The sequence below is a fragment of the Promicromonospora sp. Marseille-Q5078 genome, assembly GCF_050315395.1.
Lineage (GTDB): Bacteria > Actinomycetota > Actinomycetes > Actinomycetales > Cellulomonadaceae > Isoptericola.
In genome coordinates, this window is sequence record NZ_JBNPQG010000001.1 from 1,354,063 (window position 1) to 1,376,163 (window position 22,101).

The following is a 22,101-nucleotide window of genomic DNA, read 5'->3' on the forward strand; positions in this document are numbered from 1 at the left end:
TCGACCGGCGACAGGCTCGACCCGGCGTCGTGTCAGGGGGCGACGGCGGTCTTCAGCCGGACGGCGGGGTCGGTGGCGCGGGCGAGGTCGAGGCGCAGCGGCTCGGCGCGGCTCATGAGGCGCCGCACGCCCCCGACGTCGCGCGGGGAGTCGACCAGGAGCACGGCGCGCACGGTGGCGACGCCGTCGTGCGTGGCGGTTCCCGGGTCGAGGTAGAGCGCCGCCCAGGGGCCCTTCCCGGGGGTGCCGCGCAGCACCACGGGGGAGGCGCCGGGCCCTGCGATGGCGGGCAGGCCCAGCAGCGCGAGGTCGTGGCCGAGCTGCTGGGAGAACACGTAGGGCGCGTGCGCCGCGCCGCCCTCGACGCCGAGCATCGCGCGCACGGTGGCGTCCGGGTCGTGCAGCGCGGCCGACCAGTGCCCGCCGGGCACGGTGCCGAAGACGGGGTGGGCGCGCGACGCGACGTCGCCCACCGCCCAGACGCCCGGGTGGCCCGGCACGCGCCCGTCGGCGTCCACCACGAGCGCACCCCGCGGGTCCAGCGGCAGGGTGCCGGCGAGCCAGGCCGACGCCGGGCGGGCGCCCACCGCCGTGAGCACGAGGTCCGCGGGCAGGTGCTCGCCGTCGGCCAGGCGCACGCCGGCCTCCTCGACGGCGGCCACGGCCGCGCCGGTGCGCAGGCGCACCCCCGCGTCGGCGTACCAGCCCGAGAGGTGCGCGCCGACCTCCCGGCCGAGCTGCCGCGACAGCGGGGCGTCGGCGGCCTCCAGCACGGTGACGTCGACCCCTGCGCCCGCCGCCACGCCCGCCAGCTCGGCGCCGATCCAGCCCGCGCCCACGATCACCAGGCGCAGCCCGGGGCGCAGCGCGGACCGCAGGCGGTGGGCGTCGGCGGCGGTGTGCAGCAGGGACGACGCGGCGAAGCCCGTCGGCACCACGGGCACCGATCCCACCGCGAGCACGACGGCGTCCGCCTCGACCCGACCGCGGCCCGTCGTGACGGCCACGCCGTCCGGGCGCAGGTCCAGGTGCTCGGCGGGCTCCGCCAGGCGCACGTCGTCGGCCAGGGCCAGGACATCGACGCCGAGATCGTCGCTCAGCCACACGGGCTCCGGGCGGGTCAGCAGCTCCTTGGACAGCGGCGGCCGGTCGTACGGGGGCACGCCCTCCGCGCCGAGCAGCGTGACCCGCCCGTCGAAACCGTGCGCGCGCAGCGCGGCGACCGTCTGCGCCCCCGCGAGGCCCGCGCCCACGACGACGACGGACCGGGGGAGCGGCGAGGTGACGGAGGTCGGGCGGGGCGTGGCGGCGGAGGCGGCATCGGGCACGGTGCTCACGCTAACCCTGCGGCGGTAGGCTCGGCTGCCGTGGAACCCCGTGCCCTGCCCGACCCTCCCGGAGGGCGTGAGCCCGCGCCCTCGTGGCACTCCGTCGAGGCCGAGCCCGACGGGCCGCCGCGCTCCGCCCCCGGTCCGGAACGGGCCATCGTCACCATGCTGGCGGGGATCGTCCTCGCCGTCGTGCTGGGCGTGCTGGTCGACGCCCGCATCGGGACCGGGACGATCGCGCTCACGCTGGCCGTCGCCGGCACCTGGCGCGCCACGTCGGCCACCGGCCCGGTCGGGCTCGTCGTGCGAAGCCGCGGCTTCGACGTGGTCCTGTGCTGGTCCGCGGCGGTCGTCATCGGGGTGCTGGCGCTCACCGCGCCCGGCCTGAGCTGAGGCTCCGCGGCGGAGCGGCGGAGAGGCCGCGGCAGACCGGGCGGACGCGACGAGGGCCGGCACCCCGCGGGTGCCGGCCCTCGTGCGTGAGCGACGGTGACGTCAGGCGCGCGGTGCGTCGCCCTTCGGCTCGCCGGGCTCGCCCGCGTCGTGGGGCTCGGTCGCCGTCGCCGGCGTCTCGTCCCCGGCCTCGGCGGCAGGGGCCTCCGAGAGGGCACCGTCGTCGACGACGTCGTGCTCCGCGCGGGCAACCCGGGTGTCACCGGCCGCGCCGGCACCGAAGGTGTCGCCGGCGCCGAGGGTGTCGCCGGCCGCCGAGCCGACCTCGGCCTGGACGAACGCGGGCACCGGTGCGAACGCCCGGTAGAACAGGGCGGCGAGCGCCGCGCCCAGCAGCGGCCCGACGACGAACAGCCACAGCTGGCCCCAGGTCCAGCCACCGGCGAGCACCGCCGAGGCGAACGACCGCGCCGGGTTGAGGGACGCGTTCGTGACCGGCCAGGCGACGATGATCAGCGCGCCGAGCGCCAGGCCGATGACGGCCGGGGCGAACGTGATCGTGGAGCGCTTGCTCGTCACCGCGAGGATGACGCCGACGAAGACGGCCGTGACGACCACCTCGACGAGCAGCGCGGACCACAGCGAGAACTCGGCCGGGGCTCCGGACTGCGCGGTGAGCGCCGCCAGCGGGGAGTGACTGCCGAAGCCGTTGGCGGTGCCGGCGAAGACGCCGGCCTTGTCCTCCGCACCCACGAGCGACGGGTAGCCGCTCGGGATGATGGAGAACATCACGGCGGCCGCGGCGGTGCCGCCGACCAGCTGGGCGAGCCAGTACGGGACGAGGTCGCGCCAGGTCGCGCGGCCCGCGAGCGTGAGCCCGAGGGTGACCGCGGGGTTGAAGTGCCCGCCCGACACCCCGCCGACAGCGGCGATCGCCGCCATCACGAGGATGCCGCCCGCGAGGGCGACGGGCAGGATCTGGCCGTTGTTGGCCGCGTTGAACGTCGCGGTGCCCACGATCCCGAGCACGAGCACGAACGTGCCGAACGCCTCGGCGGCGAGGCGGGCGAACAGGCCGTGCGCGGGGATGTCGGGCGCCGCATCGACGTCGACCGCAGCCGTACCGCTCCTTGCGGTGATGTCCTGGGACATGAGGGTCCTTCTCTGCTCGGGAGACGGGCGTCTCGGTGTGCCCCTCCGGGAGGAAGGGCTGGTCGTGCGTGACCGGCCTCGCGGCCGGCTGCGCGGGCATGCTTCCACCGCGGTCTGAACGGTTGCTGAGCGCGGGCCGACGGTGGCGCTTTTCGCACCGTACCGCGCGTCGCCGCAGGTCGCGCTCTGCCACGACGGCGGCGCGCCGGTCGGGAGCCCGTGCCGACACCCCGTGGGGTGGCGGTCGACCGCGGCGCCCGGCTGCGCCAGAGTAGGGGCATGACCACACCAGTGAACGTCACCGTCACCGGGGCGGCGGGCCAGATCGGGTACGCGCTGCTCTTCCGGATCGCGTCGGGCGCGATGCTCGGCCCCGACACCCCCGTGCGGCTGCGGCTGCTGGAGATCCCGCAGGCGGTGAAGGCCGCCGAGGGCACCGCGATGGAGCTCGACGACTGCGCGTTCCCGCTGCTCGACGGGATCGACATCCACGACGACCCGGTGCAGGGCTTCGCCGGCACCAACGTCGCCCTGCTGGTGGGGGCGCGCCCGCGCGGCCCCGGCATGGAGCGCGCCGACCTGCTGGAGGCCAACGGCGGCATCTTCGGGCCGCAGGGCCGGGCGATCAACGCCGGCGCGGCCGACGACGTGCGCGTGCTGGTGGTGGGCAACCCGGCCAACACGAACGCGCTCATCGCCGCGTCGAACGCGCCCGACGTGCCGAAGGACCGGTTCACGGCCATGACGCGCCTCGACCACAACCGTGCGCTGTCGCAGCTGGCGCGCCGGGCCGACGTCCCCGTCTCGCAGGTGCGCCGCGTCACGATCTGGGGCAACCACTCGGCGAGCCAGTACCCGGACGTCTTCCAGGCGGACGTGGCCGGCACGCCGGGCGCCACGTACGCGCACGACGACAAGCTCTGGCTCGAGGACGACTTCATCCCGACCGTGGCCAAGCGGGGCGCGGCGATCATCGAGGCGCGCGGGGCGTCGTCCGCGGCGTCCGCGGCGAACGCGGCGATCGACCACACCCGCGACTGGGTGCTCGGCACGCCCGAGGGCGACTGGACCAGCGCAGGGCTGTGGTCGACCGGCCAGTACGGCGTGCCCGAGGGCCTCGTGTCGTCGTTCCCGGTGACGTCGTCGGGCGGTGCGTGGGAGGTCGTCGAGGGGCTGGAGCTCGACGAGTTCTCCCAGGCCCGCATCTCGGCCAGCGTGGCGGAGCTCTCGGAGGAGCGCGACGCGGTGCGCGCGCTGGGCCTGATCTGACCGTGCGGTGACCGTGAACTGACCGAGCCCGGACGACGATGCCCCGACGAATAATCAGGGGCGTCGCGTCGGTGGGCCCACATAGGCTTCTCGGGCCATGATCGACGCCCCTGCCGCCCGCGCGGACCACGACCAGACCACCGCGACCACCTCGACGACCGACCCGGCCCGTCGCCTCGACTGGCGACGCCTCCGCGGCCCGGTCGCGGCGGTCGCGATGGTCGCGCTCACCCTCGGCGCGGTCGGTGCGGCCCTCGGCACCGTCGTGGCGGGCCGCCTCGCGGAGGACCCGACGACCGGGCTGCTCATGCTCCTCGCGGTCTGCGTGGTCGGCGCCGCCCTGTTCGACGCGGCCGGGCAGGTCGTGTGGGCGGGCGTCGTCGACCGGGCCGAGGGCCGCCTGCGCGGCGACCTGCTCACGGCGGCGTTGCACCAGCCGCTCGCCACGCTCACCGAGCAGGCCGTGGGCGAGGTGCTCGACCGCGTCGACGACGACACGCACGCCGTCGGCACGCTCGTGCGGCGCCAGCTCTGGGGCGCCGGCCGCACCGTCGTGAGCGTCGTGCCGATGTGGGTCGTGGCCGGCCTCACCTGGTGGCCGGCATGGCTCCTGTTCCCCGCGCTCGGGGTGCTGGCCGGCTTCCTGGTGCGGCCGATGCTCGGCGAGATCGCGCGCCGCAAGGTGATCGAGGAGGCCGCCTGGACCGACCACGCGGCGGCGTTCGAGGAGTCGGTCGCCGCCCGCGACGACCTGCGTACCAGCCTCGGCCAGCCGTTCGCGATCCGCCGCCTGGCGCAGCGCTCGGCCGACGTGCACCGCAAGTTCGCCGCCGTCGTGACGGTCGAGTCGACGATGCTGCGCCGGGCCGGGCTGGTGCTCGCCGCGCTGCTCGCCGGCGTCGCGGTGACCGGGGCCGCGCTGGCCTCGAACGGCTCGCTGCCCGTCCAGGACCTCGTCACGCTGTTCCTCGTCACCGCGATGTTCGTGGGCCAGGTGGACAACCTCATCCACCACCTGCCCGACATCCAGGAGGGCCTGGGCGCGATCACCCGGATCCGGCAGATGCTGTACGTCGTGCCGGAGCCCGAGGGCGGGCGGGACCTGCCCGAGGGGCCCGTCGGCATCGAGCTGCGCGACCTGCACTTCTCCTACGCCGAGGGCACCTTCGCGCTGCAGGGCGTGAACCTGCGCGTGCCCGCGGGGCAGACCGTCGCGCTCGTCGGGCGCACCGGGTCGGGCAAGTCGACGCTCGCGTCGCTGCTGTCGCGCGCGGTCGAGCCGGAGCCGGGCACGGTCTTGCTGGGCGGCGTCGACGTGCGCGACCTCGACCTGCAGAAGCTGCGCGCCGCGGTGGGCGTCGTGACGCAGCGCACCGAGATCCTCGCGGGCACCCTGGCGGAGAATGTCGCACTGTTCGCCGACGTGTCCCGCGAGGACGTGGAGGCCGCGGTGCGCGAGCTGCGCCTGGACGCGTGGGTGTCGGGCCTGCCGGACGGGCTGGACACGCTGCTCGGCCCGGGCGGCACCTCGCTGTCGGCAGGGGAGGAGCAGCTCGTCGCCTTCGCACGCCTGCTGGTGCGCGACGTCCAGGTCGTCGTGCTCGACGAGGCGACGGCGCGGATGGACCCCCTCACCGAGGCGCGGGTCGTGGCCGCGTCCGAGCGGCTGCTCGCCGGCCGCACGGGCGTGCTCGTCGCGCACCGCCTCACGACGATCGAGCGCGCCGACCTGCTGGCGGCCCTCGACCACGGCCGGGTCGTGCAGCAGGGGCCCCGCGCGCAGCTCGCGCGCGAGGACGGTCCCTACCGCGACCTGCTCCTGGCGAGCGCGGAGACGTCGGGCGTCGAGCCTGTCGCCCCGCTGGTCGAGCCTGTCGAGACCCAGGTCTCGACAAGCTCGACCACCGACGGCCCGGCCGTCGGCGGCCGGCGCCGCCTCGGAGCGCCGCCGGAGCTGGAGGATCCGGGCGAGGGCCCGAGCCTCGCGCGGGGCGTGCTGCACGCGCTGTTCGTGCGGCCCGCGTGGGGCGTGCTCGGCGCGGGGCTGTTCCTCGTGGCGAGCCTCGTCTCCGCGCAGGGCGCGCTCACCGGGTTCCTGTGGGGCCAGGCGGTCGAGGGCCTTGCCGACGGCTTCCCGACGGCCCTCTTGGTGACGTTCGTCGTGCTGCTCGTCGTCGCGCCGCTGGCCCTCGCGTGGGCGCTGTACGTCTACCCGCGCTGGTGGGTGGAGGTGCTGCTGCGCGTGCGGATGGCGGTCATGACCGGCCAGACGCGCCAGCAGCGGCTCCGGGCCACCCCGCCGGGCGAGGTCGTGGCGCGGGCGATGGACTCCGACCGGTTCGTCCGCTACTCGGACCGCTGGGTCGACTTCGTCAACGGCCTCGTGATCGCGGGCGTGACGGCGCTGCTCAGCAGGTCGTGGCTGGCCGGCGGGGTGCTCCTTGCCGTCATGGTCGTCTCGGCGGCCGCGTCGGCGATCGGCCGGCCGATCGCCGGGCGCTCGGCCACCAAGTCGTCCGCGGCGCGCGCCCGGTTCGGCCGCGCGCTCGTCTCGGCCCTCGACTCCGCCCGCACCGTCAAGCTCGCCGCCCGCACGCCGCAGGTGCACGCGCACCTGCGGCACGTGGACGGGGGCCGCGTGCGGGCCGCGATCTTCGAGCACCGCATCCAGGCGGCCCTGGACGGCGTGCCGATGATCATGGTGCAGCTCGGCGTGGTCGCCGCCTGGGCGGGGCTCCTCACGGGCACCTGGGGCCTGGCCACCGCGCTGCTCGTGGCCAACGCCGTGAACGGCTTCGGCTGGTTCGGCGTCGTCGCGGGGGCGGTCGTGACGGAGGCGCCGGGCACGCGGTCGTGGCAGCGTGCCACCGGCCGGTTCGCGGCCGGCGCGGACCTCATGGACCTCCCGTCCGGCGTGGACCTCGTGACCGGCGAGGCGCCCCGGCCGGCGCCGGGACCGCGGCGGTCCCTGGAGCGGCTGCACCTCGAGGGCGTCACTGCCGTGCACGACGACGGCACCATCGGCGTCTCCGGCGTCGACCTGGAGGTGCGGCGGGGCGAGCTCGTCTTGCTGCTCGGGCAGGTCGGCTCCGGCAAGTCGAGCCTGCTGTCCGCGCTGAGCGGCCTCATGGAGCACACGGGGCGCATCCGGTGGAACGACCAGGACGTCGCCGACGCCCAGGTCTTCCTGCGCCCCGGGCAGGTGGCGCACGTCGCGCAGGTGCCGCGCGTGCTGTCCGGCACGTTCACCGAGAACGTGCGCCTGGACCACGTGCGGGACGTCGACGGCCCGGTCGCGGCGGCGCGCCTCGGCCAGGACGTCGCGGAGGCCGGCGGCCCCGACGCGCTCGTCGGGCACCGCGGGGTGCGGCTGTCCGGCGGCCAGGTGCAGCGGCTCGCGCTCGCGCGGGCGCTGGCGACGGACGCCGAGCTGCTGCTCGCCGACGACGTCTCGAGCGCCCTGGACGCCACCACGGAGATCGAGCTGTGGGCTTCGCTGCGCGAGCGCGGCACCACCGTCGTCGGGGCGACGTCGAAGCGCGCGGCCCTGTCCCGCGCCGACCGCGTCGTCGTCCTCGCCGACGGCGAGGTCGCGGAGGTCGGCCCGTGGCGCGAGCTCGCGCCGCGCTGGGGGCACCTGGCCGGCTGAGCCCACCTCGCGAGGACAGACGGTAAGGAGTAACTTACCGTTCGTGGTGACTTACCAAGATGCGCTCGACGCCCTCGGTGACCCCACCCGGCGTGCCGTCGTCGAGCGACTGTCCCGCGGCCCGGCCTCCGTCGCCGAGGTGGCCGCGGACCTGCCCGTGAGCCGCCCGGCCGTGTCGCAGCACCTCAAGGTGCTGCACGCGGCCGGGCTCGTCGCGTTCGAGACCGTCGGCACCCGCAACCTGTACCGCCTCGAGGCGGGCGGGTTCGAGGCGCTGCGCGGCTGGCTCGACGGCTTCTGGACCGACGTGCTCGGAGCGTTCGCCGGGCACGCGGACCGCACGGGCGGCAGCGAGAGCACTGACCAAGGAGAGTCGTGATGTCCGAGAACGCGGAAGTCCTGCGCAAGTCCGTCGTCGTGCGGCACGACCCCGGGGTCGCCTTCGAGGTCTTCACCGACCGCCTGGGGGAGTGGTGGCCGCTGGCCACGCACTCCGTGGGCGGCGACCGGTCCGGCGGCGTGGTCCTCGAGCCCGGCGTGGGCGGCCGGCTCGTGGAGACGCTCGCCGACGGGTCCCCCGCAGTCTGGGGCGTCGTCACTGCCTGGGAACCGCCGCGGCGCGTCGCGTTCACGTGGCACCCGGGCACGCCGGAGGCGGAGGCGACCCGGGTCGAGGTGACCTTCCGCCCGGTCGAGGGCGGCACGGAGGTCGAGCTCGTCCATGCAGGCTGGGCACGACGGCACGACGGCGCCCGGGCGCGCACCGCGTACGACGCCGGGTGGGGGATCGTGCTGGGCCGGTTCGTCGCCGTCGCGGCATGACCCGCTTCTGTTCGCGCCTCGAACTAAAGGTCGGTGCGTCGTGGACGCGCTCGCCGCGCATGCCCACACGGTCGGTCCACCTGCCACGGCGCCATGAGAGTGGCGCGATTCCTCATGATTGCTCGAAGCCGCAGTGAGTGCCGCGGCGGTCCGGGTCCCGTGATCCGATCGTTACCACTCTCGTCCGTCCAGGCTTTGACTTCGGGAGTCGAACGCAGCAAGGTGTACGGCGGACCTGTTCGGTCGCCGGGGGCTCCCGGCGGACCGAGCACCGGCGGCGACGGTCGGCGCCGGAGGACCCTCGAGGACGAGAAGGAGCGCGAGGATGCGACTCGCCAAGACGATGGGCGCGGTGGCCGCCGGTGCGGCGCTGACGCTGGGACTCGCCGCGTGCGGCGGCTCCGGTGCCGGCGGTAGCGGCGGCGGCGGCGGTGGCGGCGCCGCCGGGAACGGCGACGACGACATCAAGGTCGGCGTCGCGATGCCGACGCAGACGTACGAGCGCTGGATCCAGGACGGCAACAACATCAAGAAGGGCCTGGAGAAGCTCGGCTACGAGGCGGACCTGCAGTTCGCCAACGACGACATCCCGACCCAGACGCAGCAGATCGACTCGATGATCACCGAGGGCGTCGACGTCCTCGTCATCGCCTCGATCGACGGCACCGCCCTGTCGAGCCAGCTCGAGGCCGCGGCCGCCGCGAACATTCCGGTGATCGCCTATGACCGGCTCATCCGCGACAGTGAGAACGTCGACTTCTACGTCACGTTCGACAACTACGAGGTCGGCGTCCAGCAGGGCACCGCACTGCTGCGCGGCCTCGGGCTGGTCGACGAGAAGGGCGAGAAGACGGGCGAGAAGGGCCCGTTCAACATCGAGCTGTTCGCCGGGTCGCCCGACGACAACAACGCCACGTTCTTCTGGGACGGCGCGATGGACACGCTCAAGCCGTTCCTCGACGACGGCACGCTGAAGGTCCCGTCGGGGCAGACGAAGTTCGACCAGGCCGCCACGCAGCGCTGGGAGCAGGAGACCGCGCAGAAGCGCATGGAGAACCTGCTCACCTCGACGTACAACGGCGGCGAGAAGCTGGACGGCGTCCTTGCCCCGGCCGACCCGCTGTCGCGCGGCATCATCACCGCGCTCAAGGGCGCCGGCATGGGCCCGACCCTGTCGGACGGCCTGCCGGTCGTCACCGGGCAGGACGCCGAGATCGCGTCGGTCAAGCTCATCGAGGACGACGTCCAGTCCTCGACGATCTTCAAGGACACCCGCAAGCTCGCCGACGAGGCGGTCAAGGCCGCTCAGGCCTTCGCCGAGGGCAACGAGCCGGAGGCGAACGACACCGAGACGTACGACAACGGCGTGAAGGTCGTGCCGTCGTACCTGCTCGACTTCGACACCATCTTCAAGGACGACATCCAGTCGAAGCTCGTCGACACGGACTACTACACCGCGGACGAGATCAAGAAGGGTCAGACCGACTGACCTGATCCTCCGGGACGGGGCCGCCCACGAGGGGCGGCCCCGTCCCGGGCCGCGCGTGCAGCTCGCGCGGCCCGCACCCACTCAGAAGGGACGAGGGCGCATGAACGCTCCCCACGTCATGGTTCAGGCATCGGAGGGGGCCGCGCGATGAGCACCATCCTCGAGATGCGTTCCATCATCAAGGAGTTCCCCGGGGTCAAGGCGCTCGACGGCGTCGACCTCGACGTCCGCCGGGGCGAGATCCACGCCATCTGCGGCGAGAACGGCGCCGGCAAGTCGACGCTGATGAAGGTGCTGTCGGGCGTCTATCCGCACGGCAGCTACGACGGCGAGATCGTCTACGACGGCGAGACCGCCACGTTCGGGTCGATCAACGACTCCGAGAAGCGCGGCATCGTCATCATCCACCAGGAGCTCGCGCTGGTGCCGTACCTGTCGGCGGCCGAGAACATCTTCCTCGGCAACGAGCAGCGGGGTCGCTCCGGGCTCATCGACTGGAACAAGGTCAACACCGAGGCCGCGAAGCTCATGGCGCGCGTCGGCCTCGACGAGAACCCCGTCACGCCGGTGAACCAGCTCGGCGTCGGCAAGCAGCAGCTCATCGAGATCGCCAAGGCGCTCTCGAAGGAGGTGCGCCTGCTGATCCTGGACGAGCCGACCGCCGCCCTGAACGACGACGACTCGGAGCACCTGCTCGACCTCCTGCGCCACCTCAAGGGCCAGGGGATCACCTCGATCATCATCTCCCACAAGCTCAACGAGATCGAGGAGATCGCCGACCGCACCACGATCATCCGGGACGGCCGCACGATCGAGACCCTCGACATGAGCGAGGCCGGCTCCACCCAGGACCGGATCATCCGCGGCATGGTGGGGCGCGACCTCGAGCACCGCTTCCCGGAGCGCTCGACCGTGGTCGGCGACGAGGTGCTGCGCGTCGAGGACTGGACCGTCTACCACCCCACCCAGATCGGGCGGAAGATCGTGGACGGCGCCTCGTTCAACGTCCGTGCCGGCGAGGTCGTCGGCATCGCCGGCCTCATGGGCGCCGGGCGCACCGAGCTGGCCATGAGCATCTTCGGCCGCTCCTACGGGCGCAGCATCTCCGGCCGCCTGTACAAGGACGGCAAGGAGATCCAGGCGCGGACGGTCGCCGAGGCGATCGAGCACCACATCGCCTACGCCACCGAGGACCGCAAGGTCTACGGGCTCAACCTCATCGACGACATCCGGCAGAACATCTCGTCCGCCGGGCTCGGCAAGCTCGCGCCGCGCGGCTGGGTCAACGACAACGAGGAGATCCGGGTCGCCGAGGAGTACCGCGGCAGCCTGAACATCAAGGCGCCCGACGTCATGTCCGTCGTCGGCCAGCTCTCGGGCGGCAACCAGCAGAAGGTTGTGCTGTCCAAGTGGCTGTACACCGACCCGGACGTCCTCATCCTCGACGAGCCCACCCGCGGCATCGACGTCGGGGCCAAGTTCGAGATCTACACGATCATCAACAAGATGGTCGCCGCCGGGAAGGCGGTCGTCGTGATCTCCTCCGAGCTGCCCGAGCTGCTCGGCACCTGCGACCGCATCTACACGCTGGCCTTCGGCCGCATCACGGGTGAGCTCCCCGTCGCCGACGCGACGCAGGAGCGGCTCATGGAGCTCATGACCCTCGAGCGCGACCAGCCCCTGCCCACGAAGGAAAACGCCTCATGAACGCCATCGCCTCGGCCCGGGACATGCTGACCCGGAACCTGCGGCAGAGCGGGATCCTGGTCGCGTTCGTCGTGATCGTCGCGATCTTCGCGCTGCTGAACCCGATGTTCCTGTCGCCGACGAACCTCACGAACATCGTCCTGCAGTACACCTACATCCTGATCCTGGCGATCGGCATGGTGATGATCATCGTCGCCGGGCAGATCGACCTGTCGGTGGGATCGGTGGTCGCCCTCACGGGGGCGGTCTCTGCCGTCGTCGTCATCAAGCAGGGGCTGCCCTGGTGGATGGGCGTGCTCGCCGCCCTCGTCGTCGGCCTCCTGGTCGGGGCGTGGCAGGGCTTCTGGGTCGCCTACGTCGGTATCCCCGGCTTCATCGTCACCCTCGCCGGCATGCTGCTGTTCCGCGGCCTCACGTACGTGGTGCTCGACAACATCTCCCTGTCGCCGTTCGGCACGCCGTACTCCGACATCGCCAACGGCTTCCTCAACGGCCTGCTCGGCGGCTACGGCGTGGACGTCTTCACGCTCGTGATCTTCGCGATCGGGGTCGTCGGCTACGGGGTCGCGCAGTGGCGCGGCCGGCAGAGCAAGATCGCCTACCAGCAGTCGGTCGAGTCGATGCCTCTGTTCGTCACGAAGCTCGTGGTGATCGCGGCCGTGGTGATGTGGTTCGCCTACCAGCTCGGTACCTACCGGGGCCTGCCGGTGGTGCTCATCATCCTGGCGGTCCTGACCATCGCGTACACGCTCGTCACGCAGAAGTCGGTGTTCGGCCGGCACGTCTACGCCGTCGGCGGCAACCGGCACGCCGCCGAGCTGTCGGGCGTCAAGGTCCGGAAGGTCAACTTCTGGATCTTCGTGAACATGGGCTTCCTCGCCGCGATCGCGGGCGTCGTGTACTCGTCCCGCATGAACGCGGCTCAGCCCGCGGCGGGCAACATGTTCGAGCTCGACGCCATCGCGGCCTGCTTCATCGGCGGCGCCTCGACCTCGGGCGGCGTCGGCCGCGTGGGTGGCGCGATCATCGGTGGCCTCATCATGGCGGTCATCTCGAACGGCATGCAGCTCATGGGCGTCTCGACGTCCGTGCAGCCCATCGTCAAGGGTCTCGTGCTGCTGCTGGCCGTGGCCTTCGACATCTACAACCGGCGCCGCGCGGCCGCGCTGCGCTGACCGGCACGTCCGCGGTCACGACCACGACGCGCGGGACGGCGGACCACCGCCGTCCCGCGCGTCGTCGCACCATAGAATCCCCGGCGTGAGAGGACGGCTGCCGATGGTGGGTTCCCAGTCCTCGTTGCGTGAGGCCAACCGGGCCCGCGTCGTCGACGCCGTGAAACGGCACGGTGGCCTCACGCAGGTCGAGCTGTCGGGTGCGACGGGGCTCTCCCCGGCCACGGTGTCGACCATCGTCAAGGAGCTCGTCGCCGCCGAGCTCGTCGAGGTGCGCAACACCGTGCGCTCGGGCCGGCGCGCGCAGCTCGTCACTCTGGCGCACCGGGTGGGGCTGGTCGCCGGGGTGCTGGTCGGCACCCGCCAGCTCACGGTGGCCGTCGCGGACGTGTCGCACGAGATCCTCGCCGAGCAGGTGCTGCCGCTGCCGGCGGAGCACCGCGCGGACACGAGCCTCGACCGCGCCGCGCTGCTCGTCGTCGACCTGCTGGAGCGGGTGGGCGCCGAGCTGCCCGAGGTGCTCGGCATCGGCCTCGGGCTGCCCGCTCCCGTCGATTCCTCGTCAGGCCAGGTCACCGTGCGGGGGATCCTGCGGGGCTGGGACGGCGTGCCGGTGGCGCAGGTGCTGTCCAAGCGCCTGGCCCGGCCCGTGTTCGTCGACAACGACGCCAACCTGGGCGCGCTCGCCGAGAGCACGGTGGGCGCGGCGCGGGACGTGCACGACGCGCTGTACGTGCGCGCAGGGCACGGCGTGGGGGCGGGCCTCGTCCTGGCGGGCCGTGTGCATCGCGGGGTCGCGGGCACGGCAGGCGAGATCGGCCACATCCAGGTGGACCCGTCGGGCAACATCTGCTCGTGCGGCAGCCGAGGCTGCCTCGACACCGTGGTCGGGGACCGGGCCCTGCTCGAGCCGCTGCGCACCAGTCACGGGAGTCTCACCCTGAACGACGTGGTCCGGCTGGCCCTCGACGACGACCCCGGCTGCCGTGAGATCGTGGCGGACGCGGGGGCGGTGGTCGGCGGCGTGGTGGCCGGCGTGGCGACGTCGATGAACCCGGAGCTGGTGGTGGTCGGTGGCGCCTTGGCGACGACGGGGGAGGTGTTCCTCGGTCCGTTGCGTGAGGCGCTGCGCCGGCGCACGCTGCTGCACCAGGTCACACCTCTCGAGGTGGTCCCGGCGGCGCTCGGCGCGCGCGCCGAGCTCGAGGGAGCCCTTGCCCTGGCCTTGCAGCACACCGACCTGCTCGACCAGTCTGACGACGGCTCGCTCGCCCGGCCGACGGTCATGGCGCGAGCAGAGCCCGTGCCGGCGCAGGAACGGAAGGAGAACCGGTGAGGGGACGGACGCCGCTGCTCGCACTGCGGCAGGTGAGCAGGTACTTCGGGGCGGTCGAGGCGCTGGTGGACGTCGACCTCGAGGTGCATGCGCACGAGGTCGTCGCCCTCGTCGGTGACAACGGCGCCGGAAAGTCGACGGTCGCCAAGGTCGTGGCCGGCGTGCTGACCCCGAGCTCGGGAGCGGTGGAGATCGACGGTGAGCCGGTGACGATCGCGTCTCCGTCGGCGGCGAACCAGCTGGGCGTGGCGAGCGTGTTCCAGGACCTGGCCGTGTGCGAGAACCTCGATGTCACCGCGAACGTCTTCCTGGGGCAGGAGCTGCGCGGCCGGACCGGCCTGCTGCAGGACGGCCGCATGGAGACCGAGACGCGGGAGCTGCTGGAGCACCTCACGGTGCGCATCCCGTCGGTACGCACGCCGTTGCGCAGCTTGTCCGCCGGACAACGTCAGGCCGTGGCGATCGCACGGACCCTCATCGGGCAACCGCGCATCGTGGTGCTCGACGAGCCGACCGCGGCGCTCTCGGTGGCGCAGACCGCAGAGGTGCTGACGCACATCCAGCGGCTCCGGGACCTCGGCCTGGGTGTGATCCTCATCAGTCACAACCTCAACGACGTGCGTGCCGTCTCCGACCGCATCGAGGTGCTGCGGCACGGGCGCAACAACGGAACTTTCGCGGCGTCCGCCGCGCACGAGGAGATCCTCGCGGCGATCACAGGCGCCTCGTGATCGCACGACGGCGCGCCCGTCGGGTGAAAGGTCACGAGCGTGACACAGGTTGCGTTCGGAAGTTGACGACAAGAAATCCGCAGGTCTAGCGTCGCCGGTGCGTTGCTTACCGGGTTGTCACTGCTGACGACCCGACGCTCGAGGGAGAGTCGATGTCAGAGAACCATGCCGTGCTCGAGATGCGGTCGATCACCAAGGAGTTCCCGGGCGTCCGGGCCCTGGACGACGTCTCGCTCGAGGTGCGCTCCGGCGAGATCCACGCGATCTGCGGGGAGAACGGCGCCGGCAAGTCGACGCTCATGAAGGTGCTCTCGGGCGTGTACCCGTACGGCTCCTACTCCGGCGACATCCACTATCAGGGCGAGGTCGTCGAGTTCAAGGACATCCGGTCGAGCGAGCAGGCCGGGATCGTGATCATCCACCAGGAGCTCGCGCTCATCCCCGAGCTGTCGATCACGGAGAACATCTTCCTCGGCAACGAGGTGCGCGGCCGGGTGGGCATCGACTGGGAGACCGCGCGCCAGCGGTCCACCGAGCTGCTCGCCCGCGTGGGCCTGCGCGCCTCGCCGGACACGCTCGTCAAGAACATCGGCGTCGGGCAGCAGCAGCTGGTCGAGATCGCCCGGGCGCTGGCGAAGGACGTGCGGCTGCTCATCCTCGACGAGCCGACCGCCGCCCTCAACGAGGACGACTCGGAGCACCTGCTGGACCTGCTGCGCGGGCTGCGCTCCAGGGGTCTGACCTGCATCATGATCTCCCACAAGCTCAACGAGATCGAGGAGATCGCCGACTCGATCACCATCATCCGCGACGGCAGGACGGTCGAGACGCTCGACGTCCGTGCCGGCGGCATCGACGAGGACCGCATCATCCGCGGCATGGTGGGCCGCTCCCTCGCGTCGCGGTTCCCGGACCACACGCCCCGGGTCGGGGAGACGTTCTTCGAGGTGGACGGCTGGACCGTGGAGCACCCGGAGGTGCCCGGCCGGCTCGTGTGCAAGCAGTCCGCCTTCCACGTGCGCCGCGGGGAGATCGTCGGCTTCGCGGGGATCATGGGCGCCGGGCGCACCGAGCTCGCGCGGTCGATCTTCGGACGCAGCTACGGCCGCTACCTGGGGGGCACGCTCCGGATGGACGGCAAGGAGATCGTCGTCCCCGACGTGCTCTCCGCGATCCGCCACCGCATCGCCTACGTCTCCGAGGACCGCAAGACCCTCGGGCTCAACCTGCTCGACACGATCCAGCAGACGGTGGTCTCGGCGAACCTGCCGAAGGTGTCGAGCGGCCCCGTCATCGACCACGACCGGGCCTACCTCGCGGCCGAGGAGTACCGGAAGTCGCTGGGGATCAAGTCGCCCAGCGTGCGCGACGGCGTCGCCACGCTGTCCGGCGGCAACCAGCAGAAGGCGCTCCTGGCGAAGTGGATGTTCACCGAGCCGGAGCTGCTCATCCTCGACGAGCCGACCCGCGGCATCGACGTCGGCGCGAAGTACGAGATCTACGGCCTCGTGCAGCGCCTCGCCGACCAGGGCAAGGGGGTCGTCGTCATCTCCTCCGAGCTCCCGGAGCTCCTCGGGCTGTGCGACCGGATCTACACCGTCTTCGAAGGGCGGGTGACCGGCGTCGTCGACCAGGCGGACGCCACCCAGGAAGAGCTCATGCGCCTGATGACCGGCGCGCCGACGCCGGCGCGCTGACCCGACCGACCCCACACGAAGGAACACGACGATGTCGTCACTCAAGCAGCTGTTCGGCGGGGGGATCCGGCAGTACGGCATGGTGCTCGCCCTGCTCGCGCTCCTCGCCTACTTCCAGATCGCCACGGGCGGGCTGGTCCTCACCGCGTCCAACGCGCAGAACATCATCATCGGGAACTCCTACATCCTGATCCTCGCGATCGGGATGGTCCTGGTGATCATCGCCGGCCACATCGACCTGTCGGTCGGCTCGGTGGCCGCCGTGACGGGCATCATCGTGGCCATCGCGCTCCGCGACTGGGGCATCCCCTGGTGGGCCGGCATCCTGCTCGGCCTGGCGGTCGGGGTGGTGATCGGTGCCTGGCAGGGGTTCTGGGTGGCCTACGTCGGCATCCCCGGCTTCATCACCACGCTCGCGGGCATGATGCTGTTCCGCGGTCTCAACCAGCGCATCGGCCACTCGTCCACGGTGCCGGTGCCCGAGGAGCTCCAGCGGATCGGCGCGGGCTACCTCTGGGAGTGGGGGCCGAACACCGGCCTCAACAACTCCACGCTGCTGCTCGGCGTGCTCGCGCTCGTCGCGGTGGTCTGGTCCGAGCTCCGCCGCCGGGCCCGCGCCGCGCGCCTCGAGGTCGAGCAACCGCCGCTCTGGGTCGCCCTGGTGCGCGTCGTGGTCGTGGGCGGCGTGATCGCCTACCTCACCTACCTGTTCGGCAGCGGGCGCTACGGCACCTCGTTCCCGATCGCCGGCCTCGTGCTCGTCGCGCTCGTCATCCTGTACAACTTCGTCGCGTCGCGGACCATCGGTGGCCGGCACGTGTACGCCGTGGGCGGCAACCGGGCCGCCGCCGCGCTGTCGGGGATCAACATCCGGCACGTCAACTTCTTCGTGATGATGAACATGTCGGTCCTCGCGGCCGTCGCGGGGATGGTCTTCGTCGGCCGCGCCACCGCGTCCGGGCCCTCCGACGGCAACATGTGGGAGCTCGACGCCATCGCCGCCGTCTTCATCGGCGGGGCCGCGGTCTCCGGCGGCGTCGGCACCGTGGTCGGGTCCGTCATCGGTGGCCTCGTCATGGCCGTGCTGAACAACGGGCTCCAGCTCATGGGCGTCGGCTCCGACACGACGCAGATCATCAAGGGTCTCGTGCTGCTGGTCGCCGTGGCGTTCGACGTGCACAGCAAGGTCACCGGCCGGCCCTCGATCATCGGGCTCGTCTTCCCGTGGCTGGGGAAGGGGAAGAAGGGCACCGGCGGCACGCCCGGCGCCGACGACGTCCAGCCGGAGGTCCCCGTCTCGGACGGCGCGACCTCCCGCGGCTGACCTCCGGCCGCACCACACAGATCCGTCCACGAACTGGCACCCGACGGCGGGTGTCGTGAAGAGAAAGTGGGACCCCATGAAGACCAAGTTCGCGACAGGGCTCGTGGCCCTGGCCGCGGCCGGCGCCCTGGCGCTGACCGGGTGCTCGTCCTCGGACCGCGGTGGCCCCTCCTCCGAGGAGAGCGGCGGCGCGTCCGCGGCCGCGGGCTTCGAGGACGGCGCCAAGATCGGCGTCGCGCTGCCGCAGAAGACGTCGGAGAACTGGGTGCTCGCCGAGAACCTGTTCAACGACGGGCTCACCGAGGCCGGCTACGACCCGATCGTGCAGTTCGCCAACGGCGGCGTCTCGGAGCAGCAGAACCAGATCCAGGCCATGATCGAGCAGGGCGTCAAGGTGCTCGTCGTGGGCGCCATCGACGGCTCGCAGCTCGGCAGCCAGCTCAAGGCGGCCAAGGACGCGGGCATCCCCGTCATCGCGTACGACCGGCTGCTGCAGAACACGGACGCCGTCGACGTCTACGAGGCGTTCGACAACTTCCACGTCGGCGAGCTCCAGGGCCAGTCCCTGCTCGAGGGCCTCGCGGACCGCAAGGGCGAGGGCCCGTACAACATCGAGCTCATCTCGGGGTCGCCCGACGACGCGAACTCCAAGCCGTTCTTCGAGGGCGCCATGAGCGTGCTCCAGCCGAAGATCGACGACAAGACGCTCGTGGTGAAGTCGGGGCAGACCAGCCAGCAGCAGACCGCGACCCAGGGCTGGGAGGCGGAGAACGCCCAGAACCGCATGGACACCATCCTGTCCGGCAGCTACAAGGACGCGGAGCTCGACGGCGTCCTGTCGCCCAACGACACGCTCGCGCGCGCGGCGCTCACCTCCGCCAAGCAGGCGGGCAAGGACGTCCCGGTCCTCACCGGCCAGGACTCCGAGGTCGAGTCCGTGAAGTCGATCATGCAGGGGGTGCAGTACTCCACGATCTACAAGGACACCCGCAAGCTCGTCCAGGCCACGATCGACGCCGTCGGCTCGTACAAGGCCGGCGAGGACCCTGAGGTCAACGACACCGAGTCGTACGACAACGGGGTCAAGGTGGTCCCGGCCAACCTGCTCGAGCCGGTCATCGTGACCGAGGAGAACGCGGCTGAGGTCTACAAGGGCGACCCGAACCTGGAGGACCTGACCATGTGACGGCCTGAGCCGCCACCACCTGCAGCACCGTCAGAGCCCGCGACACCACGGCCCAGCCGCCGTCGGTGTCGCGGGCTCTGTGCCTGCGCCACGCGGGCGTCGCGGCGGGACGACGGGCTGACGCTCTGTTTCGACGACCGTGGAAGACCCTGGTCGAGGAGTCGGTGGCCCGACCCGAGTCAGCGGAAGACGACCGTGCGGTGGCCGTCGAGCAGCACCCGGTGCTCGGCGTGCCACCGCACGGCGCGCGCCAGGGTGCGCCGCTCGACGTCCTCGCCGAGCGCGACGAGGTCGGCGACGGCGCGCGAGTGGTCCACGCGCTCGACGTCCTGCTCGATGATCGGGCCCTCGTCGAGGTCGCCCGTGACGTAGTGCGACGTCGCGCCGATGAGCTTGACGCCGCGGTCGTGGGCCTGGGCGTAGGGGCGCGCGCCCTTGAAGCTGGGCAGGAACGAGTGGTGGATGTTGATCACCTTGCCCTGCAGGTCGCGGCAGAGCTCGTCCGACAGGATCTGCATGTACCGGGCGAGCACCACGAGCTCGACGTCGAGCTCCGCGACCAGTTCCCGCAGCCGGGCCTCGGCCTGGCCCTTCGTGTCCCGGGTGACGGGCACGTGGTGGAACGGCTTGCCGTAGAACGCGGCCATGTCGGCCAGGTCCGGGTGGTTGCCGACGACGCCGACGACCTCGACCGGCATGTCCTGGTAGCGCTCGCGGTAGAGCAGGTCGACCAGGCAGTGCGGTGCCTTGCTGACCAGCACCAGCGTGCGCAGCCGCCTCCCGACGGCGTCCAGCTCCCAGGTCATCCCGAACCGCTCCGTGACGGATGCGAGCGCGGCCGCCAGCTCGTCGCGGCCGGCCTCGGCCTCGACCTGGACGCGCATGAAGAACAGCCCCGACGCCGGGTCCCCGAACTGCTGCGACTCGGTGATGTTGCCGCCGAGGTCGGCGAGCACGCCCGCGACGGCGTGCACGATCCCGGGCCGGTCGGGGCAGGAGAGCGTCAGAACCCATTCGGTCGTCACCCGCCCATTGTGGCCGACGGCTCCCGGCGTGCGACGACACGTCCGCCGTCCGTCTGCCACGATGGCCCCATGAGCAAGGCACCCGGCACCGACGCCCAGGAAGTCGAGCAGGAGAACGGCGACGACACGTTGCGGATCGAGCTCGTCGACGACGCGCACGCGGGCGAGCTGCTGACCCTGCGACGGGCGGCGTTCGTCAGCGAGGCGCAGCTCTACGACGACCCGCACATCCCGCCGCTGACGCAGACGCTGCACGAGCTGCGCGACGACATGGCGCGGGACGACGTCGTGACCGTCGGCGCGTGGGAGGGGCACCGCCTCGTCGGGTCGCTGCGGCTGGAGATCGAGGGCGCACGCGCGACGATCGGCCGCCTGGCCGTGGCCCCCGACCAGCAGGCCCGGGGTATCGGGACGTCGCTGATGTTCGCCATCCTCCAGTTCCTGCCGTCCGAGGTGACGGAGGTCTGGGCGTTCACGGGCAAGGACTCCAAGCGCAACCTCGCCATGTACACCAAGCACGGCTACGAGGAGCAGTACGACCGGGCCGCGGGCAAGCTCACGCTCACCTACCTGCGACGGGTGCTCAACGAGGTCGACGCGAGGAACGCAGCCGAGGAGCCATGACCGACGCCGGCGGGCGGGCGGCCGCGCGCCCCCGGTCGCGGCGCCCCTCCATGGCCGACGTGGCAGCCGTCGCGGGCGTGTCCCACCAGACGGTCTCCCGGGTGCTCAACGAGCACCCCAGCGTGCGCGGCGAGACGCGGGAGCGCGTGCTCGACGCCATCGCGGAGCTGGGCTACCGGCGCAACAGCGCCGCCCGGGCGCTGGCCACGGCGCGGTCGACGACCCTCGGTGTGGTCACCACGGGGTCGGCGCTCTTCGGGCCCACCAGCACGCTCATCGCGATCGAGGGCGCGGCGCGCGACCACGGCTACTACGTCTCGGTCGCGACGCTGCAGCGGTACGACGCCGAGGCGATGCACGAGGCCCTGGAGCACTTCATGGACCAGGGCGTCGAGGCGATCGTCGTCATCGCGCCGCAGGACGACGTCGCCGCCGCGGTGGAGTCCTTCCGGGCGCCCGTCCCGGTGCTGGTGGTCGCGGCGCTCGAGCGGCTCCCGCGCGACGTGGGCACCACGGCCGCGGCCGGCTCGACGACGCTGTCCCTCGCCGTCGACCAGCGGGCCGGGGCGCGCGCGGCGACCGAGCACCTGCTCGACCTCGGCCACCGCGACGTGCTGCACGTCGCCGGCCCGCAGGACTGGTTCGACGCCCGCGAGCGCGCCGCCGGCTGGCGGGAGGCCCTCGAGGCGCGAGGGATCGCGCCGAGCCGGCCGCGGTACTGCACGTGGTCGGCCGGGGACGGGTACGCCGCCGGCCGCGACCTGGCGGAGGCCGTCGCGGCGCAGGAGGGCCCGACCGCCGTGTTCGCCGGGAACGACCAGCTGGCGCTCGGCATGCTGCGGGCGTTCTGGGAGCGCGGGCTCTCGGTGCCGGACGACGTGTCCGTCGTGGGCTTCGACGACGTCGCCGGCGCCGCCTACTTCGTGCCGCCGCTGACCACCGTGCGGCAGCCGTTCGGGGTGCTGGGGGAGCGCAGCGTGGCGATGGTGGTCGCGGCGCTCGCCGGCGGCCGCGTGCCGACGGAACGCATCGCGCCGGAGCTGGTGCTGCGCTCGAGCACCGGGCCGCCCGCGCGCTGACGCGCAGGTTGGGCCGGCATGCATGTGAGCGCTAACATCAAGGCCGACATCCGGGGTCGTGCGCCGGGTGGAGGCCGCCGACGCCGCACGCGACGACGGAACTCGACGACGCCCG

At 72.5% G+C, this 22,101-nt stretch carries 18 protein-coding genes; 15 read left to right on the forward strand and 3 right to left on the reverse strand.

What is annotated here, in order from left to right; all coding sequences use genetic code 11:
• Nucleotides 1-32 precede the first annotated feature (32 nt).
• Entirely contained in the window at nt 33-1,328 is a 1,296-nt protein-coding gene (locus ACQFYA_RS06265) for an NAD(P)/FAD-dependent oxidoreductase (protein ID WP_499122269.1), read from the reverse strand.
• Between the two features lie 39 nt (nt 1,329-1,367).
• Here ACQFYA_RS06265 and ACQFYA_RS06270 point away from each other — a divergent pair, with 39 nt between their 5' ends.
• The gene (locus tag ACQFYA_RS06270; RefSeq protein WP_499122270.1) at nt 1,368-1,721 is read left to right on the forward strand and encodes a DUF3017 domain-containing protein; all 354 of its coding nucleotides are present in this window, start codon (nt 1,368-1,370) and stop codon (nt 1,719-1,721) included.
• A gap of 102 nt (nt 1,722-1,823) precedes the next feature.
• On the opposite strand, the gene ACQFYA_RS06275 is transcribed toward ACQFYA_RS06270, so the two are convergent.
• Complete coding sequence (locus ACQFYA_RS06275; RefSeq protein WP_499122272.1) at nt 1,824-2,873, reverse strand: aquaporin; 1,050 nt, start codon at nt 2,871-2,873, stop codon at nt 1,824-1,826.
• Nucleotides 2,874-3,152: 279 nt separating this feature from the next.
• On the opposite strand from ACQFYA_RS06275, the gene ACQFYA_RS06280 reads away from it, so the two are divergent.
• The 12 genes from ACQFYA_RS06280 to ACQFYA_RS06335 all read left to right on the forward strand — a co-directional run bounded on the left by ACQFYA_RS06280 (nt 3,153) and on the right by ACQFYA_RS06335 (nt 19,258).
• The gene (locus tag ACQFYA_RS06280; RefSeq protein WP_499122273.1) at nt 3,153-4,142 is read left to right on the forward strand and encodes a malate dehydrogenase; all 990 of its coding nucleotides are present in this window, start codon (nt 3,153-3,155) and stop codon (nt 4,140-4,142) included.
• A gap of 97 nt (nt 4,143-4,239) precedes the next feature.
• On the forward strand, nt 4,240-7,791 hold the full coding sequence (locus tag ACQFYA_RS06285; RefSeq protein ID WP_499122274.1) for an ATP-binding cassette domain-containing protein: 3,552 nt from the start codon (nt 4,240-4,242) through the stop codon (nt 7,789-7,791).
• Nucleotides 7,792-7,837: 46 nt separating this feature from the next.
• Nucleotides 7,838-8,170: an ArsR/SmtB family transcription factor gene (locus ACQFYA_RS06290; RefSeq protein WP_499122276.1), complete on the forward strand. Its 333-nt coding sequence runs from the start codon at nt 7,838-7,840 to the stop codon at nt 8,168-8,170.
• Nucleotides 8,170-8,613: an SRPBCC domain-containing protein gene (locus ACQFYA_RS06295; protein WP_499122277.1), complete on the forward strand. Its 444-nt coding sequence runs from the start codon at nt 8,170-8,172 to the stop codon at nt 8,611-8,613. The genes ACQFYA_RS06290 and ACQFYA_RS06295 overlap by 1 nt, the downstream gene beginning before the upstream one ends.
• Nucleotides 8,614-8,938: 325 nt before the next feature.
• On the forward strand, nt 8,939-10,102 hold the full coding sequence (chvE, locus tag ACQFYA_RS06300; RefSeq protein ID WP_499122278.1) for a multiple monosaccharide ABC transporter substrate-binding protein: 1,164 nt from the start codon (nt 8,939-8,941) through the stop codon (nt 10,100-10,102).
• Between the two features lie 147 nt (nt 10,103-10,249).
• Nucleotides 10,250-11,809 carry a multiple monosaccharide ABC transporter ATP-binding protein gene (gene mmsA, locus ACQFYA_RS06305; protein WP_499122280.1) on the forward strand — a complete coding sequence of 520 codons (1,560 nt, stop codon included), beginning with the start codon at nt 10,250-10,252 and terminating at the stop codon, nt 11,807-11,809.
• Nucleotides 11,806-12,984, forward strand: coding sequence for a multiple monosaccharide ABC transporter permease (gene mmsB / locus ACQFYA_RS06310; protein WP_499122281.1), 1,179 nt, complete (start codon nt 11,806-11,808; stop codon nt 12,982-12,984). The genes mmsA (ACQFYA_RS06305) and mmsB (ACQFYA_RS06310) overlap by 4 nt, the downstream gene beginning before the upstream one ends.
• 103 nt (nt 12,985-13,087) lie before the next feature.
• Nucleotides 13,088-14,320 carry an ROK family transcriptional regulator gene (locus tag ACQFYA_RS06315; RefSeq protein ID WP_499127453.1) on the forward strand — a complete coding sequence of 411 codons (1,233 nt, stop codon included), beginning with the start codon at nt 13,088-13,090 and terminating at the stop codon, nt 14,318-14,320.
• Nucleotides 14,317-15,051: an ATP-binding cassette domain-containing protein gene (locus tag ACQFYA_RS06320; protein ID WP_499122282.1), complete on the forward strand. Its 735-nt coding sequence runs from the start codon at nt 14,317-14,319 to the stop codon at nt 15,049-15,051. The genes ACQFYA_RS06315 and ACQFYA_RS06320 overlap by 4 nt, the downstream gene beginning before the upstream one ends.
• Nucleotides 15,052-15,203: 152 nt before the next feature.
• Entirely contained in the window at nt 15,204-16,748 is a 1,545-nt protein-coding gene (gene mmsA / locus ACQFYA_RS06325; RefSeq protein ID WP_499122283.1) for a multiple monosaccharide ABC transporter ATP-binding protein, read from the forward strand.
• Between the two features lie 31 nt (nt 16,749-16,779).
• Nucleotides 16,780-18,072 (forward strand): multiple monosaccharide ABC transporter permease, encoded by a 1,293-nt coding sequence (gene mmsB / locus ACQFYA_RS06330; protein WP_499122284.1) that lies wholly within the window; start codon nt 16,780-16,782, stop codon nt 18,070-18,072.
• A gap of 76 nt (nt 18,073-18,148) precedes the next feature.
• Nucleotides 18,149-19,258 (forward strand): substrate-binding domain-containing protein, encoded by a 1,110-nt coding sequence (locus ACQFYA_RS06335; protein WP_499122285.1) that lies wholly within the window; start codon nt 18,149-18,151, stop codon nt 19,256-19,258.
• A 179-nt stretch (nt 19,259-19,437) separates the two neighbouring features.
• On the opposite strand, the gene purU is transcribed toward ACQFYA_RS06335, so the two are convergent.
• Nucleotides 19,438-20,283: a formyltetrahydrofolate deformylase gene (gene purU, locus ACQFYA_RS06340; RefSeq protein WP_499122287.1), complete on the reverse strand. Its 846-nt coding sequence runs from the start codon at nt 20,281-20,283 to the stop codon at nt 19,438-19,440.
• Between the two features lie 69 nt (nt 20,284-20,352).
• On the opposite strand from purU, the gene ACQFYA_RS06345 reads away from it, so the two are divergent.
• Together ACQFYA_RS06345 and ACQFYA_RS06350 are read left to right on the forward strand one after the other, a co-directional pair.
• Nucleotides 20,353-20,907: a GNAT family N-acetyltransferase gene (locus ACQFYA_RS06345; RefSeq protein ID WP_499122289.1), complete on the forward strand. Its 555-nt coding sequence runs from the start codon at nt 20,353-20,355 to the stop codon at nt 20,905-20,907.
• Entirely contained in the window at nt 20,904-21,986 is a 1,083-nt protein-coding gene (locus tag ACQFYA_RS06350) for a LacI family DNA-binding transcriptional regulator (protein ID WP_499122291.1), read from the forward strand. The genes ACQFYA_RS06345 and ACQFYA_RS06350 overlap by 4 nt, the downstream gene beginning before the upstream one ends.
• The last annotated feature ends 115 nt before the right edge of the window (nt 21,987-22,101 follow it).

Coding starts and splice junctions, on each gene's coding strand:
- ACQFYA_RS06345 (WP_499122289.1), top strand. CDS start 20,353: ATGAGCAAGGCACCCGGCACCGACGCCCAGGAAGTCGAGCAGGAGAAC.
- chvE (WP_499122278.1), top strand. CDS start 8,939: ATGCGACTCGCCAAGACGATGGGCGCGGTGGCCGCCGGTGCGGCGCTG.
- ACQFYA_RS06315 (WP_499127453.1), top strand. CDS start 13,088: ATGGTGGGTTCCCAGTCCTCGTTGCGTGAGGCCAACCGGGCCCGCGTC.
- mmsA (WP_499122283.1), top strand. CDS start 15,204: ATGTCAGAGAACCATGCCGTGCTCGAGATGCGGTCGATCACCAAGGAG.
- ACQFYA_RS06285 (WP_499122274.1), top strand. CDS start 4,240: ATGATCGACGCCCCTGCCGCCCGCGCGGACCACGACCAGACCACCGCG.
- ACQFYA_RS06275 (WP_499122272.1), bottom strand. CDS start 2,873: ATGTCCCAGGACATCACCGCAAGGAGCGGTACGGCTGCGGTCGACGTC.
- ACQFYA_RS06350 (WP_499122291.1), top strand. CDS start 20,904: ATGACCGACGCCGGCGGGCGGGCGGCCGCGCGCCCCCGGTCGCGGCGC.
- mmsB (WP_499122284.1), top strand. CDS start 16,780: ATGTCGTCACTCAAGCAGCTGTTCGGCGGGGGGATCCGGCAGTACGGC.
- ACQFYA_RS06280 (WP_499122273.1), top strand. CDS start 3,153: ATGACCACACCAGTGAACGTCACCGTCACCGGGGCGGCGGGCCAGATC.
- ACQFYA_RS06335 (WP_499122285.1), top strand. CDS start 18,149: ATGAAGACCAAGTTCGCGACAGGGCTCGTGGCCCTGGCCGCGGCCGGC.
- ACQFYA_RS06295 (WP_499122277.1), top strand. CDS start 8,170: ATGTCCGAGAACGCGGAAGTCCTGCGCAAGTCCGTCGTCGTGCGGCAC.
- mmsA (WP_499122280.1), top strand. CDS start 10,250: ATGAGCACCATCCTCGAGATGCGTTCCATCATCAAGGAGTTCCCCGGG.
- mmsB (WP_499122281.1), top strand. CDS start 11,806: ATGAACGCCATCGCCTCGGCCCGGGACATGCTGACCCGGAACCTGCGG.